Source organism: Pseudomonas sp. PDM24 (genome assembly GCF_019218905.1).
Taxonomy (GTDB): Bacteria; Pseudomonadota; Gammaproteobacteria; order Pseudomonadales; family Pseudomonadaceae; genus Aquipseudomonas.
This window is the reverse complement of sequence record NZ_JAHUWR010000006.1, coordinates 196,347-212,967: the sequence shown is the minus strand read 5'-3', so window position 1 is coordinate 212,967 and position 16,621 is coordinate 196,347. Positions and strand designations below refer to the sequence as shown.

17 protein-coding genes are annotated in these 16,621 nt (G+C 60.8%); 11 read left to right on the top strand and 6 right to left on the bottom strand.

Translation table 11 applies throughout. From position 1 onward, the window contains the following. Positions 1-13 precede the first annotated feature (13 nt). Positions 14-1,180, bottom strand: coding sequence for an MFS transporter (locus KW837_RS20535; RefSeq protein WP_008010859.1), 1,167 nt, complete (start codon positions 1,178-1,180; stop codon positions 14-16). A 2-nt stretch (positions 1,181-1,182) separates the two neighbouring features. Continuing rightward, positions 1,183-1,503, bottom strand: a complete 321-nt coding sequence (locus KW837_RS20530; protein ID WP_007903797.1) for a helix-turn-helix transcriptional regulator — start codon at positions 1,501-1,503, stop codon at positions 1,183-1,185. Between the two features lie 154 nt (positions 1,504-1,657). Here KW837_RS20530 and KW837_RS20525 point away from each other — a divergent pair, with 154 nt between their 5' ends. Beyond that, positions 1,658-2,242, top strand: coding sequence for an ACP phosphodiesterase (locus KW837_RS20525; protein ID WP_218398273.1), 585 nt, complete (start codon positions 1,658-1,660; stop codon positions 2,240-2,242). A gap of 92 nt (positions 2,243-2,334) precedes the next feature. On the opposite strand, the gene KW837_RS20520 is transcribed toward KW837_RS20525, so the two are convergent. Further along, on the bottom strand, positions 2,335-3,129 hold the full coding sequence (locus KW837_RS20520) for a 1-acyl-sn-glycerol-3-phosphate acyltransferase (protein WP_218398270.1): 795 nt from the start codon (positions 3,127-3,129) through the stop codon (positions 2,335-2,337). Next, positions 3,129-3,884 carry an L-ornithine N(alpha)-acyltransferase gene (gene olsB, locus KW837_RS20515; RefSeq protein ID WP_218398268.1) on the bottom strand — a complete coding sequence of 252 codons (756 nt, stop codon included), beginning with the start codon at positions 3,882-3,884 and terminating at the stop codon, positions 3,129-3,131. The genes KW837_RS20520 and olsB overlap by 1 nt, the downstream gene beginning before the upstream one ends. A gap of 154 nt (positions 3,885-4,038) precedes the next feature. Here olsB and KW837_RS20510 point away from each other — a divergent pair, with 154 nt between their 5' ends. The 5 genes from KW837_RS20510 to KW837_RS20490 all read left to right on the top strand — a co-directional run bounded on the left by KW837_RS20510 (position 4,039) and on the right by KW837_RS20490 (position 8,511). Next, positions 4,039-4,920, top strand: coding sequence for an acyl-CoA dehydrogenase family protein (locus KW837_RS20510; protein WP_218398266.1), 882 nt, complete (start codon positions 4,039-4,041; stop codon positions 4,918-4,920). A 190-nt stretch (positions 4,921-5,110) separates the two neighbouring features. Then, complete coding sequence (locus tag KW837_RS20505; protein ID WP_218398265.1) at positions 5,111-6,202, top strand: serine hydrolase; 1,092 nt, start codon at positions 5,111-5,113, stop codon at positions 6,200-6,202. Next, positions 6,199-6,528, top strand: coding sequence for an amidase (locus KW837_RS20500; RefSeq protein WP_218398263.1), 330 nt, complete (start codon positions 6,199-6,201; stop codon positions 6,526-6,528). Before KW837_RS20505 ends, KW837_RS20500 begins: the two co-directional genes overlap by 4 nt. A gap of 233 nt (positions 6,529-6,761) precedes the next feature. Continuing rightward, the gene (locus KW837_RS20495; RefSeq protein WP_008074532.1) at positions 6,762-7,352 is read left to right on the top strand and encodes a YceI family protein; all 591 of its coding nucleotides are present in this window, start codon (positions 6,762-6,764) and stop codon (positions 7,350-7,352) included. Position 7,353: 1 nt separating this feature from the next. Continuing rightward, entirely contained in the window at positions 7,354-8,511 is a 1,158-nt protein-coding gene (locus tag KW837_RS20490; protein WP_218398260.1) for a phosphatidylserine/phosphatidylglycerophosphate/cardiolipin synthase family protein, read from the top strand. A gap of 142 nt (positions 8,512-8,653) precedes the next feature. Here the strand turns inward: KW837_RS20490 and bglX are convergent, their stop codons facing one another. Continuing rightward, positions 8,654-10,945, bottom strand: a complete 2,292-nt coding sequence (gene bglX, locus KW837_RS20485) for a beta-glucosidase BglX (protein WP_218398258.1) — start codon at positions 10,943-10,945, stop codon at positions 8,654-8,656. A 232-nt stretch (positions 10,946-11,177) separates the two neighbouring features. Here bglX and KW837_RS20480 point away from each other — a divergent pair, with 232 nt between their 5' ends. The 4 genes from KW837_RS20480 (at position 11,178) to KW837_RS20465 (ending at position 14,723) form a co-directional block, all read left to right on the top strand. Continuing rightward, entirely contained in the window at positions 11,178-11,789 is a 612-nt protein-coding gene (locus tag KW837_RS20480; protein WP_218398256.1) for a LemA family protein, read from the top strand. Between the two features lie 43 nt (positions 11,790-11,832). Beyond that, positions 11,833-12,582 (top strand): YgcG family protein, encoded by a 750-nt coding sequence (locus KW837_RS20475; protein ID WP_218398254.1) that lies wholly within the window; start codon positions 11,833-11,835, stop codon positions 12,580-12,582. A gap of 46 nt (positions 12,583-12,628) precedes the next feature. Beyond that, positions 12,629-13,246 (top strand): TPM domain-containing protein, encoded by a 618-nt coding sequence (locus KW837_RS20470; RefSeq protein ID WP_218398252.1) that lies wholly within the window; start codon positions 12,629-12,631, stop codon positions 13,244-13,246. 262 nt (positions 13,247-13,508) lie between these two features. After that, complete coding sequence (locus KW837_RS20465) at positions 13,509-14,723, top strand: SAM-dependent methyltransferase (protein WP_218398250.1); 1,215 nt, start codon at positions 13,509-13,511, stop codon at positions 14,721-14,723. A gap of 118 nt (positions 14,724-14,841) precedes the next feature. On the opposite strand, the gene KW837_RS20460 is transcribed toward KW837_RS20465, so the two are convergent. Then, entirely contained in the window at positions 14,842-15,732 is an 891-nt protein-coding gene (locus KW837_RS20460) for a DMT family transporter (protein ID WP_123499372.1), read from the bottom strand. Between the two features lie 305 nt (positions 15,733-16,037). Here KW837_RS20460 and KW837_RS20455 point away from each other — a divergent pair, with 305 nt between their 5' ends. Beyond that, positions 16,038-16,619, top strand: a complete 582-nt coding sequence (locus tag KW837_RS20455; protein ID WP_218398248.1) for a DJ-1/PfpI family protein — start codon at positions 16,038-16,040, stop codon at positions 16,617-16,619. The last annotated feature ends 2 nt before the right edge of the window (positions 16,620-16,621 follow it).

Below are 16,621 nucleotides of genomic sequence, written 5' to 3'. Positions count from 1 at the left end.
CCCTCGTTAAAGATCAGTTAGTAACAGGGGCCAGTTCGGCATTGCCGCTCTGACGGAAAGTAATCAGGGTCACCAGCAGGGCAAGTACAGCCAGTGCGGCTGCCGCGAGCGGCACGCGGGTGAGACCGAAGCCGTGGGCGATGACGCTGCCGCCGACCCAGGCACCGAGTGCGTTGCCGACGTTGAAAGCGCCGATGTTCAGGGTCGACACCAGATTCGGTGCCGCCTTGCCGTAGGTCACAACATTCACTTGCAGCGCGGGTACGGCGGCGAAGCACGCGGTGGCCCAGAGGAATAGAGTGATTTCGGTCGGGATCACGGCAATGCTGGTCCAGGTCAGCACGGTGGACACGACCGCCATGGTGATGAACACACCGATCAGCGTCGCGGCCAGGCTTTTGTCAGCCAACTTGCCGCCGATGATGTTGCCGACCGTCAGGCCCAGGCCGATGAGCATCAAGGTCCAGGTCACGCCGCGTGGCGAGACTCCGGTGACCTCGCCCAACAGCGGGGCGACATAGGTGAACAAGGTGAAGACCGAGGCAGCGAATAGCGCAGTCATGCTCAAGGACAGCCAGATGCCGGCGCCCTTGAGGGCGCGCAGTTCGGCGCGCATGTCGAGTTTCTCTTCATCGCGCTTGGCCGGCAGGAAGCGGATCAGGCCGATCAGTGCAATCACACCGATCACGGTCACCGCCCAGAAGGTCGAACGCCAGCCGGCTTCCTGACCGAGCGCGGTGCCCAGCGGCACGCCGAGAACGTTGGCCAGAGTCAGGCCGGTGAACATCAGGGCCACGGCCGATGCACGTTTGTTGGCCGGCACCAGACCTGCCGCCACCACCGAACCGATGCCGAAGAAGGCACCGTGACACAGCGCGGTGACCACACGGGCAAACATCAAAACGTTGTAGTCACTGGCCAGGGCGCAGAGCAGGTTGCCGATAATGAAAATGCCCATCAACGCTACCAAAGCGGCCTTGCGCGGCAGCCTGGCGGTGGCCAGTGCCATGAACGGTGCACCGATGGCCACGCCCAAGGCGTAACCGGTCACCAGCCAGCCGGCGCCGGGGATCGACACACCGAGATCGGCCGCCACCTCGGGCAACAGGCCCATGATGACGAACTCGGTGGTGCCGATGGCGAAGGCGCTCAAGGCCAGAATGAGTAGCGAGAGGGGCATTGTCAGTTCCTTGTCGGAGCGCGGAGCTCCTTGTCGATGGCGTCGAGGAACGCCTGAATCACGTCCTCGTTGCGTTTGAAGAAGTGCCATTGACCGGCTTTCTGGCTGCTGATCAGTCCCGCCCGTTGCAAGGTCGCCAAATGGGCGGACACGGTCGACTGCGACAGGCCGCAGCGTTGATCGATCTGTCCGGCGCAAATGCCGTACTCGTGGTTGTGGAGCTGTTCCGGGAACTGGACCTTGGGGTCTTTCAGCCAGATGAGGATGTCTCGGCGTACTGGGTGTGCCAGCGCTTTTATTATTTCGTCGAGGTCGATGGTCATGGTTTGGGCTCGTGATGAGTAAAACGCTATATCGCGATGAGGCGAACTTTAAATCGGTACTTCGCGATATACCAATATGATTTTGGTCTGATGACCGCGTGAATCGGTATATCGGGTTATAACGATATGGATGGCGCAGTGTTAAGCTGCGCGCATGAACTATCTCGCACATCTGCACCTCGGTGGCCAGCGCCCCGGTCAAATGCTCGGCAGTCTGTATGGCGATTTCGTCAAAGGACGGCTGCAAGGGCAGTTCGATCCGGAGATCGAAGCGGCCATTCAGTTGCACCGCAGCATCGACGTGTTTACCGATCGCCATCCGCGGGTGGACATCGCCTTGTCGCGGTTTTCCATCACGCGCCGGCGTTACGCCGGGATTGTGCTCGATGTGTTTTTCGACCACTGCCTGGCGCGGGACTGGGAGTTGTATGCCGACCGTCCGCTGGCGCAGTTCACTTCTGACGTTTACCGGGTGTTGTCCGCCGAGCCGCAGTTACCGGAGCGCCTGGCGATGATTGCGCCGCACATGGTGGCCAATGACTGGTTGGGTTCTTACCGGGAATTCGCGGTGCTGGAGCAGGTGCTACGGGGGATTTCGCGCAGGTTGACCCGGCCGGAGGAGTTAGCCGGGGCTATGCAGGAGTTGCGACGGTTGTATGAACCGTTGAGCGAGGATTTTCGGTTGTTCTATCCACAACTTCAGCATTTCGCCCAGAATCGGTCACACAAATCCCCGTAGGAGCGAGGCTTGCCCGCGAAGAGGCCCTTGAGGGCGCCAAAAGCTTCGCGGGCAAGCCTCGCTCCTACAGAGGCAGATTTACAGAAGCAGATTCAGGCAGCGATCAGTTCGCCGGCACGCCGTGGCTCGGCAGGTTTTGCGACTTCACCGAACAACGCCTTCTGCACCGCCTGCTGCGCCTCGAACGCCAGCGCCGCACGTTCCCGGTCCTGGCACTCGATCGGTTTGAGCAGATGAATCTCCACCTCACCCCGATCATTGGCGAACAAGCGCATCAGGTGCGAGAGCAAATCATCATCGCCAATGAACGGTGCCAGGGTATCGAGCTCGCCATCGCGCAGATAACGAATCGCCACCGGTTGCAACGCCACTTCGGAATCGATCGCCGCGGACAGCAAGCGGCCATGAAACGTGCGCAGCGAGCGGCCATCGGTGGTGGTGCCTTCCGGGAACATCAGCAGTGGATGTTCCTGCTCCAGATGGCGGGTCATCTGTTTGCGGATCAACTGACTGTCACCTGAACCACGGCGAATGAACAGGCTGCCGGCCTTGGCTGCCAACCAGCCCGCCACCGGCCAGGTGCGCACTTCGGCCTTGGACAGGAACGACAGCGGCGTGAGCATGCCCAGCAACGGAATGTCGGTCCAGGACACGTGATTGCTCACCCAGAGCATTGGCACCTTTGGTAATTCACCATGGACGGTGACGCGAAAGGGCAGGGCATTGCTCAGCCGCGCCATGAAAAACCGCGACCAGCGCTGGCGACGGACCATCGAGTGGGCAATTCCCAGTCGCTCGAACAACCCGAACACACTGGCCATGCTCAAACCCAGCGCCACCACCAAAAGCACTCGCGCAATTCGCGCGTACACCCGCAAGCGGCTCATTACACAGCCGCCTTGAAGTGCTTGGCGTAGCGCGGGCAGAGCTCGTCGCGCTTGAGCAGGATGAACACGTCGGCCACCTGGAAGTCTTCGTCCCAGCACGGCTCGCCGCAGATTTTCGCGCCCAGGCGCATGTAGGCCTTGAGCAGCGGCGGCATTTCGGCGATGACGTTGGACGGAATATCGAGCGTCGGCAATGGCTTCTTCGGCTCGGCTCGCAGGTGTTCGGTGCACAGGTAGCGTTCGCGCAGGCGCTGCATGATCGCGTGGGCCTGGATGCCACCGTCCTGCATTGGAATGCTCGCGCAACCCATCAAATAGCTGTAGCCGCCCTGGTTCAGCACTTCGGCCAGTTCACCCCAAAGCACGGCGATAGTGCCGCCGTTGCGGTAGGCCGGGTCGACGCAGGTGCGACCGATTTCCAGGATCGGGCCTTTCAAATGGACCAGACCGTGCAGGCGGAATTCTTCTTCGCTGTAGAACTTGCCCAGGCTGCTGGCCGCTGTGTGGTCGAGCAAGCGGGTGGTCGCCACCAGGCGCCCGGTGTTCAAGTCACGCACGCCGATGTGGGCGCAGTGAACATCATAGTCATCCATGTCCAGACCCAGCTCCGCGCCTTTCAGCTTGGCGTTGAATTCGCCGCTGAACACGTTGAAGCGCAAGGCCTGGGCTTCCTGCAAGGCCTCGGCGCCCACCAGGCGTTCGGCTTGCAGGCGGCGTTCATTGCCGGTGTCGCTGATGCGGGCGATCTGAGTCATTGTGAGTCTCCGTGCGGGCTGGCCACCCGTCTTGGGTTGCAGCCGATCGACTTTCTTTATGCAGCCGTGTTGTGCAAAGTCAGGCTATGTAGCCCCGGTGTCATCGCCATGAAGCTTTGGTGATGCTTATATGACAGCCCATGAGGAGCCTCTTATGCCCTGGCAAACCCTGTTGAAACGCCGCGATCGCCTGCCCGCCGACCCTGACCTGGGTGAAGGCTTTGCAACCTTGTTGCAACAGTTGGGCGCGGTGTCGCCGTTCGAATTGGCGGTGGCCGGCGGACGGCTGATGGCGACGCCGGGGCTGGCGTTTCTGGTGGGCTATCAGGCGGCGTTGCGCATGCTCTGGCCGAGCGCGCCACTGAGCCTCGGCGCGTTGTGCGCGACCGAACAGCGCAGTTTGCGGGTGGCGGACATGCAGACTCGGCTGCGCGATTTACGTCTGAGCGGGCGCAAGGATTTCGTCACCGCTGGCGATGCCGCCGACTGGCTATTGGTCGCTGCTCGCAGTGAAGAACCCGGCGAAGTGCCGCGCTTGAACCTTGCGGTGGTTTACCCCGGCGAGCCGGGTGTGCGTCTGGAAAAGCTCGCGCCCATGCCGCTGATGCCGGACATCAGCCACGGCCGCTTGTTTCTCGACAACGCGCTGTGTGAATTGCTCGCAGGGGATGGCTGGGACGCTTACGTCAAACCGTTCCGAACCCTGGAAGACATCTATGTGCTGAGCGCCATGATTGCGTGGCTGTTTGGCGTTGGCCAAGACAGCGACTGGCCGCAAACCTTGCAACTGCGCTTGCTGGCGCTGCTGGCCGGGTGCGCGGAAGTCAGCCGCCAGGCGCCGAACAATCCGGCCGGGCATGTGTTGCTGGGCGGGTTGTTTGCGCAGTTCGACGGGCTCAAGGCTGAAGTGAATCAGGCCCTGGCCGATGGCCCGCCACAATGGGCGGCGATGTGGCAGCGCGATCAGACCGTGATGGATTTGGCGGCAGGGGCGCGGGGCAAGCGGTTGGCCAAGGCGTTGGCGGGATTGTTGTAAGGCTGAAGGGACCCTTCGCGAGCAAGCCCGCTCCCACAGGGGATTTGTGGTGAGCACAAAATGTGTGAACACCGCAGATCAACTGTGGGAGCGGGCTTGCTCGCGAAGGCGATCTCTTGGACGACGCAAATTCCAAAACTGTCATCAAGCTCGACTAGGCTCTGCAGGTTCATCCCTCCGAGCGCCCCTCATGTTCAAAGGCTTGTCCCTGATTCTCATGCTGCTCAGCCTCACAGCCCAGGCCGAAAACTGGCCGGCCGAGCAATGGTCGCCCGGCCCGAAAGTCACCGGCCCGGCACTTCAGGTTCTGGAAAACTACGCTTTCCCATCCCGCGACGATGCCACTCACCAAGGCATTCGCACCGATGCCTTGCTGGTGATCCGCGACGGCCAACTGATCTACGAACGCTACGCCGGCCCGACCACTGCGCAAACGCCGCACCTGACCTGGTCGATCAGCAAAAGCCTGATGGGCGCGGTGCTCGGTGTGGCCTATGGCGAAGGGCTGTTCAAACTCCAGGATCCGGTGCAGAAATTCTATCCTGCGCTGGAAAAACACTCGGCCATGACCATGGCCGATCTGTTGCACTGGGCCTCGGGCCTGGACTGGCAGGAAGACTACGAATATGCCCCATTGAAGTCCTCGGTGGTGGCCATGCTCTACACCCGTGGACACCGCGACATGGCCGCGTTCACTGTTGAGCACGACGAGTACGCCAAACCCGGTCAGGCATTCCGCTATTCCAGTGGCGACAGCAACCTGCTGTCCGCCGCGCTGAAAACCATCGTCGGCCCGGCCCGTTATCCTGATTATCCATGGACTGCGCTGTTCGAACCCTTGGGGATTCGCAGTGCGGTGTGGGAAGCGGATGCCACAGGCACGTTTGTCGCATCGTCCTACGCCTATCTCACTGCCCGGGACCTGGCGCGGGTCGGCCTGTTGATGGCGCGCGACGGTCGTTGGCGTGAGCGGCAATTGCTGCCCAAGGATTGGGTCGACTTCAGTCGTGAGCCTTTCGCCCGCTATCAGGCCAACCAGGATGAAGCCGTGCCCGGCGGGCATTGGTGGCTCAATCGCGCCGTGGATGGCGCGACACAACCCTGGCCCGACGCCCCTGTCGACACCTTCGCCGCGCTGGGCCATTGGGGTCAGGCGATGTACGTGATTCCCAGCGAAAACCTGGTGATCGTGCGCTACGGCGATGATCGCGATGGGAGTTATCGGCACAACGAATTGCTCAGACTCGCGCTCAAGGCATTTGCCATGCAGGTGCAGCCATGAGCCGCCGCAGCTTTATTCGCCGTCGGCCGTTCAGCACGCTGTTGCTGGTGCTGCTGATCGCCTTGCTTGGCTGGGGCTGGCAGGAGCGGGTGGCGCTATGGGCTTTCCCGGACATCATCAGCGCCTACACCGCCAAGGAATACTGCTCGTGCCGCTATGTGATGAACAATCCGGCCGAGTATTGCCAGGGCTATGTGAAGCAGTATTTGCCCACCAGCGGGTTCGTCGATGACGCCGCGAACAAGCGCGTGACGGTGGGTGGTATGGGGCGCAGCCATAGCGCTGTTTGGGGTGGTGAACGGCAGGGATGTCGCCTGCAACCGTGAAAGCGGTCAGTTTTTTTGTGGCGAGGGAGCTTGCTCCCGCTCGGCTGCGAAGCAGTCGTAATGCCAGCGGCCGAGGTCTTACTGGAAGAACTCATTGTCTGATTTTGGGAGCGCTTCGCACTCCAGCGGGAGCAAGCTCCCTCGCCACAAAGGTTGGGTCGGAGCAACAGAAAGTTTGCAACCTGCCTCAGGCCAGTTAAGGTTCGCTCAGGTTTATCTGCCCATGAGTCTCTATGTTCAACCGCTTTGTCTGCAAAACCCTCGCTTCCCTGTTGCTGGCCGGTGTCACCGTGTCGGCCCAGGCCAATTGGTACCTGGACGGCGAGTCCTCGCGGCTGTCGTTCATCAGCACTAAAAACGCCAACATCTCCGAAGTGCAGCGCTTTCTGGTGCTGCACGGCAAGGTCGATCCCAAGGGCCTCGCGCAGGTGGAGGTCGAGCTGGAGTCGGTCAACAGCGGCATTCCGTTGCGCGACGAACGCATGCGCAAGGAGCTGTTCGATATCCAGACGTTCCCTGAAGCGCTGATCAGCACGCAAATCGATCTACGGCCGATCAACGACCTGGCGCCCGGTGCGCAACTGGAGTTGCGCTTGCCGCTGACCGTCAACCTGCATGGCAAACAACACCAATACAACGCCGAACTGCTGGCGACCCGTCTCGATGACCGGCGCTTCCAAGTGGTGACTCTTGAACCTTTGGTGATCAACGCTGAAGACTTCGACCTGGCCCCGGGCCTGGAAAGCTTGCGCAAGGTTGCCGGTTTGTCGGCCATCAGTCTGTCGGTGCCGGTGGGTGCGGTGCTGATTTTCACGGCGCGCTGAGATGCGCGGCGCAATTTTCCCGTGGCGCGAAGGCAACCGCTTTGAACTGCTGATCGATGGCCCGCAGTTTTTTCCGCGAATGCTGGTGGCGATTGCCCGTGCCGAAGAACAAGTCGAACTGGAACTGTACCTGGTGGAGGCGGGGGCCTGCGCCGAGGCCATGGTTCAGGCGCTGGTCCAGGCTGCCGAACGCGGCGTGCGGGTGCGCTGCCTGTTCGATGACTACGGCAGCCTGGCCTTTACCCTGACCTTGCGTCAGCGCCTGATGGCCGCCGGTGTTGAGTTGCGTTTCTACAATCGCCTGAGCTGGCGCCGTTGGGTGGGCAACTTTTATCGCGATCACCGCAAGCTGCTTCTGGTGGATCAATGCCTGGCGGTGGTCGGCGGCACCGGGGTCACCGATGAGTTCTGGACCCCGGGCGAAGACACCAGCGAATGGCACGAAGTGATGGTGGAAATCACCGGTCCCTTGGTCATCGACTGGCAGTTGCTGTTCGACCGCCAATGGATCGCCAACCGTTATCGGCGCGCCTGGAAACCCACTGCACACTTCGGTTTGCCGCGCTTGCCGCGAGTGCCAGTCATGGGCGAGGGCATGGGCCGGGTCGCTTATGCCGACGCCCGCCAACACCGCGATATTCTGCAATCACTGACTCGCGCGCTGAACAGTGGCCAGCGCCGAATCTGGCTGGCCACGCCGTATTTCCTGCCGACCTGGAAAGTCCGTCGCTCACTGCGCCGGGCGGCGGCTCGTGGCGTCGATGTATGTCTGCTGCTGACCGGGCCACGCACCGATCATCCGTCGGTGCGCTACGCCGGGCATCGCTACTACCCGCGTCTGCTCCGGGCCGGGGTGAAGATCTTCGAATACCAGCCGTGTTTCCTGCATCTGAAGATGGTGTTGATCGATGACTGGGTGAGCATCGGCTCCTGCAACTTCGATCACTGGAATCTGCGTTTCAATCTGGAAGCCAACCTCGAAGCCCTGGACCCCAAACTGACCCGGGCGGTGGCGGCGAGTTTCGAAAATGACTTTGCCCTGAGCCAGGAAGTCAGCCTCGAAGCATGGAAGCGCCGACCGTTGTGGCGGCGGGTCAAGCAGAGGGTGTGGGGATGGGTGGATCGGCTGGTGGTGAATCTGCTGGATCGGCGGGGCTGAGCCCAATTTTCGCAACACCCTAAACCTAATGTGGGAGCGGGCTTGCTCGCGAAAGCGGTCTGACATTCAGCATCTTCGTTGAATGTTAAGCCGTCTTCGCGAGCAAGCCCGCTCCCACATTTGTTTTGCGGCGTGTCGGGAATTACAACAACTCAAAGCTCTGCTGCGTCACGTCCTGGGAGTCCAGGCCGATCTGCACGTTGAACTTGCCCGGTTCCGCGGCGTATTTGAGCTGGGCGTTGTAGAACTTCAGGTCATCCTCGGTGATGGTGAAGTGCACGACTTTCTGTTCGCCGGCCTTGACCAATACTTTCTGGAAGTTCTTCAGCTCCTTGACCGGGCGGATCATCGAACCGGTCACGTCCTGGATGTACAGCTGCACCACGGTTTCGCCGTCACGCTTGCCGGTGTTCTTCACCACGACGCTGGCGTCGAGCTTGCCGGTCTTGTTCAGGGTGGTCGACGACAGCGCCATGTCGGTCAGGCTGAACTGGGTGTAGCTCAGGCCGAAGCCGAACGGGAACAGCGGCCCGGTGGTGTCTTCGAAATACTGCGAGGTGTAGTTGCCCGGTTTGCCCGGAGTGAACGGCCGGCCAATGCTCAGGTGGTTGTAGTAGGTCGGAATCTGACCCACCGAGCGGGGGATGGTTATCGGCAGTTTGCCCGACGGGTTGTAGTCGCCGAACAGCACGTCAGCGATGGCGTTACCGCCTTCGGTGCCGCTGAACCAGGTTTCCAGAATCGCGTCAGCTTGCTCGTTCTCTTCGAGAATCGACAGCGGCCGGCCGTTCATCAACACCAATACCAGCGGTTTTCCGGTGGCTTTCAACGCCTTGATCAACTCGCGTTGGGCGGCCGGGATGTTCAGGTCAGTGCGGCTCGACGATTCGTGGGACATGCCACGGGATTCGCCCACCGCTGCGACCACCACATCGGCCTGTTGCGCGGCTTTCACCGCTTCATCGATCAACACATTGGCCGAACGCGGATCATCCACCACTTCCGGCGCATCGAAGTTGAGGAAGTTCAGGTAATCGAGGATTTTCTTGTCGCTGGTGATGTTCGCGCCACGGGCGTAGATCAGCGTCGACTGCGCGCCAAGCGCATTGGTCATGCCGTCGAACAAGGTCACCGATTGCTCGGGACGGCCAGCAGCGGCCCAGCTGCCCATCATGTCGATCGGCGCCTTGGCCAGTGGACCGACCAGAGCGATTTTCGCGGTTTTCTTCAGCGGCAGGGTGTCGCCCTGGTTTTTCAGCAACACCAGGCTGCGACGCGCCACATCACGGGCCTCGGCGCGGTGAAGACGGCTTTCGGCGTAGGTGTCGGCCGGGTCATCCTCGGCCTTGCCGATGCGCAGGTACGGGTCTTTGAACAGGCCCATGTCGTACTTGGCGGCGAGCACTTCACGCACGGCGTTGTCGATGTCTTTCTGTTCGATCTCACCGGCCTTCAACAGCCCTGGCAATTCCTTGCCATAGAGGGTGTCGTTCATGCTCATGTCGATGCCGGCCTTGATCGCCAGCTTCGCGGCTTCGCGACCGTCAGCGGCGACGCCGTGCTTGATCAGCTCGAAAATCGCCCCGTGATCGCTGACCGCCAAGCCCTTGAAGCCCCATTCCTTGCGCAGCAGGTCGTTCATCAGCCAGGTGTTGGCGGTGGCCGGTACACCGTTGATCGAGTTCAGCGCAACCATCACCCCGCCAGCACCGGCGTCGATGGCGGCGCGGTACGGCGGCAGGTAGTCCTGGTACATCTTGACCGGGCTCATGTCGACGACGTTGTAGTCGCGACCGCCCTCGACCGCGCCGTACAAGGCAAAATGCTTGACGCTGGCCATGATGCTGTCGGCCGCGTTCGCGCCTGAGCCCTGGAACGCCTTGACCATTACGCCGGCGATCCGCGAAACCAGGTAGGTGTCTTCGCCGAAGCCTTCGGACGTGCGGCCCCAGCGTGGGTCGCGGGAGATGTCGACCATCGGCGCGAAGGTGATGTCGAGGCTGTCAGCCGCCGCTTCCTGGGCGGCGATGCGCCCGGAGCGACCAATGGCGTCCATGTCCCAGCTCGAGGCCAGGGCCAGCGGAATCGGGAAAATGGTGCGATGGCCGTGGATCACGTCATAGGCGAAGAACATCGGGATCTTCAACCGGCTGCGCATGGCCGCGTCCTGCATCGGGCGGTTTTCTGCGCGGGTGATCGAGTTGAACGTGCCGCCGATATTGCCGGCAGCGATCTCTTTGCGGATCATCTCCCGCGGCATTTCCGGGCCGATGCTGATCAGGCGCAACTGGCCGATCTTTTCATCGAGGGTCATTTGCTTCATCAGGTGGCTGATGAAAGCGTCCTTGTTCTCTATAGGTGCGGGCGTCGTGGCGGCCAATACGGTATGACTGGCCAGGCTGACGAACAGGCCCAGCAAACACAGCTTCTTCATGAATGGTTTTCTCAAAAGCCTAAACGGCAGTGAATACACGCCGGTCAGCCAAAATTTTGGGAGCGACTATTGTTGTTCAGGTGAATGCAGCACACTTATGTGTTAGCGCCGGGGCATCTTTTAGCCCATTGGCTCGTTGCAATCCAGTAGCGGCGCAGATTATGCCCCAAGAGCCGGGTTCAAAGTTCGCAGGTTGTTTCATCAACGGAATGTGCAAGGGAGCATCAACCAGATGAATGTACGACTTCACTATCGGTCGAGCCTGCAGGTTGCAGCCTTGATGTGGCTGACAACACTGCTGACCGGCTGCGGCATCAACAATATCCCGACCCTCGACGAACAAGCCAAGGGCGCCTGGGGCCAGGTGCAGAACCAGTACCAGCGTCGCGCCGACCTGATTCCCAACCTGGTGGAAACCGTCAAGGGTTATGCCCGACATGAGCAAGAAACCCTGACCGCGGTGATCGAAGCCCGCGCCAAGGCCACCTCGATTCAGGTGGATGCCAGCACGCTGGACAATCCGGAAAAGCTAAAACAGTACGAGCAGGCGCAGAATCAGCTGACTGGCGCCCTGAGTCGGTTGATGGTGGTGTCCGAACGCTACCCGGACCTCAAGGCCAACCAGAACTTCCTGGCGCTGCAATCGCAACTTGAAGGCACCGAGAACCGCATCGCCGTGGCGCGTCGCGACTTCATCCTGGCGGTGCAGAAATACAATACCGAGATCCGCACCTTTCCCGGTCGCCTGTGGCACACCGTGTTGTATAGCGATCTGCCGATCCGCGAAACCTTCGAGGCTACCAGCCCCGATGCCGAGAAAGCGCCTGAAGTGAAGTTCCAGTAAGCGCCGGAACGGGCTTGAAGCGTCACCAAGGATGAGGTTGCCAATGCGCGTGTTGAAAGTGGGCCTGGTGCTGGTGTTCTGGGTGTTTACCCTGACGGCCCAGGCCGAGTTGAAGTTCCCGGAATTGACCGGGCGGGTGGTGGACAACGCCCAGATGATCGAGCCTGCGGTGCGCGAGCAGCTGACGCAACAGCTCAACGCCCACGAAAAAACCACCGGCGAGCAGTTGGTGGTGGTCACGTTGCCGGACTTGCAGGGCGCCGACATCGCGGATTTCGGTTATCAGCTGGGACGCTATTGGGGCATCGGCCAGAAGGACAAGAACAACGGCGCGCTGCTGATCGTCGCGCGTGACGAGCGCAAGTTGCGGATCGAAGTCGGTTATGGCCTGGAAGGGCGCCTGACCGATGCGCAGAGTTCGGTGATCATCCATCAGGTGATCACGCCCGCGTTCAAGGCCGGCAACTTCAGCAAAGGCATCAGCGACGGGGTCGCGGCGATGCTGGTGGTGCTGGGCGGCAATCCACTGGACGAGCCGTCGACAGTGTTTGAACCGCGTGGTGATCAGGAGAGTGATTCCGTTGAACGGCCGCCGGGGTTGTTCGTGTTCCTGGTGTTGCTGTTCATCCTGACGATCTTCATCGGCCAGATGTTCGGTATTCTGCCAAGCGGAGGAGGCCGTGGCGGCTCGGGAGGCGGTTTCGGCGGCGGAGGTTTTGGCGGCGGTGGCGGCGGGGGCTTCAGCGGCGGCGGGGGCAGTTTCGGGGGCGGTGGTTCGTCGGGCGGCTGGTGATAACACTGCAGGTAAAAACAACAATAGCGAGCAGGCATTCATAAACATGGCATTACTGACTGAACACGAACAACGCAAAGTCGCCGAGGCAATTGCCCGGGTCGAGCGCGATACCGATGCCGAACTGGTGACGGTGCTTGCGGCCCGCGCCGACGATTACGCGTATATCCCGCTGCTCTGGGCCAGTCTGCTGGCGCTGGTGGTGCCGGGTATCGTGCATTACCTGACGGGCTGGCTGACCATGCACAGCCTGTTGCTGGTGCAATGGTTCAGTTTCATCGTGTTGTGCCTGGTGTTCCGGATTCCGAAAGTCACCACGCGCCTGATCCCGCGCTCGGTGCGTCACTGGCGGGCGTCGAACCTGGCGCGTCGGCAGTTCCTTGAGCAAAACCTGCACCATACCGTCGGCAGCACCGGCATGCTGATTTTCGTCTCCGAGGCCGAGCGCTATGTGGAGATTCTGGTGGATGAAGGTATTTCCAAACGGCTGGACAACAAAAACTGGGACGCGATTGTGGCGGCGTTTACGCAACAGGTGAAACAGGGGCAGACGTTGCAGGGGTTTGTGACATGCATCGAGGCATGCGGCGAGTTGCTCAAGGTGCATGTGCCGGTGACCCATGTGCGCAATGAGTTGCCGAATCGGTTGGTGGTGTTGAGCTGACAACCAGCATTTTGGCTGCGACTCATTCCTTGTAGCAGCTGGCGCAGCCTGCGTTCGGCTGCGAAGCAGTCGTAAATTTGCTTGGCACGGTCTATCTGATACACCGCGTATTTTGATTTTATGACTGCTGCGCAGCCGAACGCAGGCTGCGCCAGCTGCTACGGATCGCACCGTTCGGCAAATAACTGCGTGTCCCGAACGGCCATCCCCCCTAAAATACCCACCATTCCCCGATCCGCACCGCCCGAGGCCGTTTTTTCCCATGTCTGTCACCGCCACTCCCGCCAGCCTCGCGCCGGATCATCACGCCCAGTTCATCGACTTGCTGCAAACCAGCCTCGACCAGAACGCCTTCATCAAACTGGTGCTGGCCAAATACGTCGGTGGCGAAGCGGACTTGCAGCGGCTGATCATCAAGCAACTGACGGTCAAGGATCAGCCGTGCCTGTCCTTCGTCTACCGCTACAAAACCCGCGACATCACCAAGAACCTGCCAATTGCCGAGGGCGTGGCGACCATTGCTGCGCTGTTGCCCGCATCGTTCAAGAATGCGCATTTACTGTCATTGACTGACGAAGCCCAGCTCGAATACAGCAAAAAGGGCAAATCTTCGCTGTTCAAGAGCAAACCTCAGCAATTGCGCGAAGTGCCGTCCGCCGAGCACAACCGCGAGAAGAACCGTTTCCTCGACCTGAGCCGGCCGTTTCTCAAAGACCTCGGCGTGACCAACGCGCAGCATGAGCTGATCCCGGCGATGTCGCGCAAGTGGAAGCAGATCAACAAGTTCATCGAAGTCTTCAGCCATGCGCTGACCTCGTCGCCGCTGGCGCTGGACAAACCCGTGCGGGTGGCGGATTTCGGTTCGGGCAAGGGCTACCTGACGTTCGCGATCCACGACTACCTGCGCAACACGTTGAAGGCCGAGGGCGAGGTGACCGGCGTCGAGCTGCGCGAAGACATGGTCAACCTGTGCAACAGCGCGGCGGCGAAGCTGGAGCATCCGGGGCTGGTGTTCAAATGCGGTGACGTGCGCAGCGTCGCGCCGAGCGAGCTGGACGTGATGATCGCGTTGCATGCCTGCGACATCGCCACCGACTATGCGATTCACACCGGTATTCGTTCCGGCGCTTCGATCATCATGTGCTCACCGTGCTGCCACAAGCAGATCCGCCTGCAGATCCAGAGCCCGACGCTGCTCAAGCCGATGTTGCAATACGGCCTGCACCTGGGCCAGCAGGCGGAAATGGTCACCGACAGTTTGCGTGCACTGTTCCTGGAAGCCTGCGGTTATGAGACCAAGGTTTTTGAGTTCATTTCACTGGACCACACCAACAAGAACAAGATGATCCTGGCGGTCAAACGCGCTGAACCGGTGGACCCGGCTCAGCTGTTGGTGAAGATCCAGGAACTGAAGGATTTCTACCACATCAGCGAACATTGCCTGGAAACCCTGCTGCGGGCTGATGGTTACCTCTGATCGCTGCTATGGGACGGCAGTTGCGGGATGACGGTCGCCGCTAATTCTGTAGGAGCCAGGCTTGCCGGCGAAGGCGATTGCGAGGACGCCTTCGCCGGTAAGCCTGGCTCCTACAGGGTTAGGCCGTGGCAACACGCGCGGGTTGCACCGCCGTCTTGCGCCCCAACATCACCGTCACGATCACCCCGGCGGCAAACAGCCAGGTAATCGGCTCGACGTGTTCACCGAAGAACAGCGCCGAAAACGCGATGGTGAAGAAGATCTGCAGCAACTGGATCTGACTGACCCGGGCAATGCCGCCCATGGCCAGGCCGGCGTACCAGGCAAAGAACCCGATGAACTGCGAAAACAGCGAGACGTAACCAAACGCCCACCAGGTTTTGGCTGAGATCTCGCCCTGATGTTGCAGCGCCAGATACACCACCGGCCCGATCAGCAGCGGCGTCGACAGCACCAGCGCCCAGCAGATCACCTGCCAGCCACCCATCTCCCTGGCCAACCGGCCGCCTTCGGCATAACCCAACCCACCCACGGCAATCGCGCCGAGCATCAGCAAATCACCGGCCTGAATACTGCCCGCGCCGCTGATCAGCGCATAACCGAGCACCAACGCACTGCCCAACGCGGCGCAGGCCCAGAAGGCTTTCGACGGACGTTCATGGGACAGCCACGCGGCATACAGCGCCACGCACAGCGGTTGCAGGCCGTTGACCAGTGCCCCATGGGAGGCGGGCAAGGTCTGCATGGCCCAGGCCGACAGCACCGGGAAACCAAGGATGACCCCCGCGATCACCAGCGTCAGGCCTTTGACTTGTTTCCAGGTGGGCCACTTCTCCCGGTGCCACAGCAATAACAGCGCTGCCGGAATCGCCGCGAACAACGCACGGCCCAGGCCGTTGAGCAGCGGATGAAGTTCCTGCACGACGATCCGGGTGAAGGGCAGGGTCAGGCTGAAGATAACGACGCCGAGCAGGCCGAGGGCCATGCCGGTGTTTTCGCGCGAGGACATGATGGCAACCAGAATTAAGAATGGCGGGGAAGTTTCTTTATCTAGCCATAAACCGCAGGCGCTGCTCTGTTACAGATAGGCGCAGAGTTATCCGTACAGTTTGCGGACGCCTTCGCGGGCAAGCCTCGCTCCTACAGGTTTTGCATCGGCCGCAAGAACGGCACAAGACCTGTAGGAGCGAGGCTTGCCCGCGAAGAACGATAACGCGGTCCATCAGGTAGTAACTGGTTATTACCCACCCCGCTGGATAAGGACTACTTTGAATACTCCTGCATGCCCACGCATTTTCCAGAGGAGTCCTCCCCATGGCGGCTAAAAAAATTCTGATGCTGGTCGGCGATTACGTCGAAGACTACGAAGTGATGGTGCCCTTCCAGGCGCTGCTGATGGTCGGCCACACGGTACACGCCGTTTGCCCGGACAAAACCGCCGGCCAGACCGTGCGCACGGCAATTCATGACTTCGAAGGCGACCAGACCTACAGCGAAAAACCCGGTCACCTGTTTGCCCTGAACTTCGATTTCGCCAAGGTAGATGCAGCGAACTACGACGCGCTGCTGGTGCCGGGCGGTCGTGCGCCGGAGTACCTGCGCCTGAACGAAAAAGTCCTGGACCTGGTGCGAGCGTTCGACAAGGCTGGCAAACCGATCGCCGCCGTGTGTCACGGTGCGCAACTGTTGGCCGCGGCAGGCATTCTTGAAGGCCGCGAGTGCAGCGCCTACCCGACGTGCGCCCCGGAAGTACGCCTGGCTGGCGGCACGTTCATCGATATCCCGGTGACGGAAGGTCACGTTCAAGGCAATCTGGCCACTGCACCGGCCTGGCCGGCGCACCCGAGCTGGCTGGCCGGTTTCCTTGGGTTGCTGGGCACCAAAATCACGCTGTAACG

Bases quoted from the DNA above. Each gene is read 5' to 3' on its own strand.
- bglX (WP_218398258.1), bottom strand. From the start codon at position 10,945: ATGAAGAAGCTGTGTTTGCTGGGCCTGTTCGTCAGCCTGGCCAGTCAT.
- KW837_RS20520 (WP_218398270.1), bottom strand. From the start codon at position 3,129: ATGAGCCGCTTGCGGGTGTACGCGCGAATTGCGCGAGTGCTTTTGGTG.
- KW837_RS20500 (WP_218398263.1), top strand. From the start codon at position 6,199: ATGAGCCGCCGCAGCTTTATTCGCCGTCGGCCGTTCAGCACGCTGTTG.
- KW837_RS20490 (WP_218398260.1), top strand. From the start codon at position 7,354: ATGCGCGGCGCAATTTTCCCGTGGCGCGAAGGCAACCGCTTTGAACTG.
- KW837_RS20510 (WP_218398266.1), top strand. From the start codon at position 4,039: ATGCCCTGGCAAACCCTGTTGAAACGCCGCGATCGCCTGCCCGCCGAC.
- KW837_RS20465 (WP_218398250.1), top strand. From the start codon at position 13,509: ATGTCTGTCACCGCCACTCCCGCCAGCCTCGCGCCGGATCATCACGCC.
- olsB (WP_218398268.1), bottom strand. From the start codon at position 3,884: ATGACTCAGATCGCCCGCATCAGCGACACCGGCAATGAACGCCGCCTG.
- KW837_RS20480 (WP_218398256.1), top strand. From the start codon at position 11,178: ATGAATGTACGACTTCACTATCGGTCGAGCCTGCAGGTTGCAGCCTTG.
- KW837_RS20525 (WP_218398273.1), top strand. From the start codon at position 1,658: ATGAACTATCTCGCACATCTGCACCTCGGTGGCCAGCGCCCCGGTCAA.
- KW837_RS20455 (WP_218398248.1), top strand. From the start codon at position 16,038: ATGGCGGCTAAAAAAATTCTGATGCTGGTCGGCGATTACGTCGAAGAC.
- KW837_RS20475 (WP_218398254.1), top strand. From the start codon at position 11,833: ATGCGCGTGTTGAAAGTGGGCCTGGTGCTGGTGTTCTGGGTGTTTACC.
- KW837_RS20530 (WP_007903797.1), bottom strand. From the start codon at position 1,503: ATGACCATCGACCTCGACGAAATAATAAAAGCGCTGGCACACCCAGTA.
- KW837_RS20460 (WP_123499372.1), bottom strand. From the start codon at position 15,732: ATGTCCTCGCGCGAAAACACCGGCATGGCCCTCGGCCTGCTCGGCGTC.
- KW837_RS20535 (WP_008010859.1), bottom strand. From the start codon at position 1,180: ATGCCCCTCTCGCTACTCATTCTGGCCTTGAGCGCCTTCGCCATCGGC.
- KW837_RS20495 (WP_008074532.1), top strand. From the start codon at position 6,762: ATGTTCAACCGCTTTGTCTGCAAAACCCTCGCTTCCCTGTTGCTGGCC.
- KW837_RS20470 (WP_218398252.1), top strand. From the start codon at position 12,629: ATGGCATTACTGACTGAACACGAACAACGCAAAGTCGCCGAGGCAATT.
- KW837_RS20505 (WP_218398265.1), top strand. From the start codon at position 5,111: ATGTTCAAAGGCTTGTCCCTGATTCTCATGCTGCTCAGCCTCACAGCC.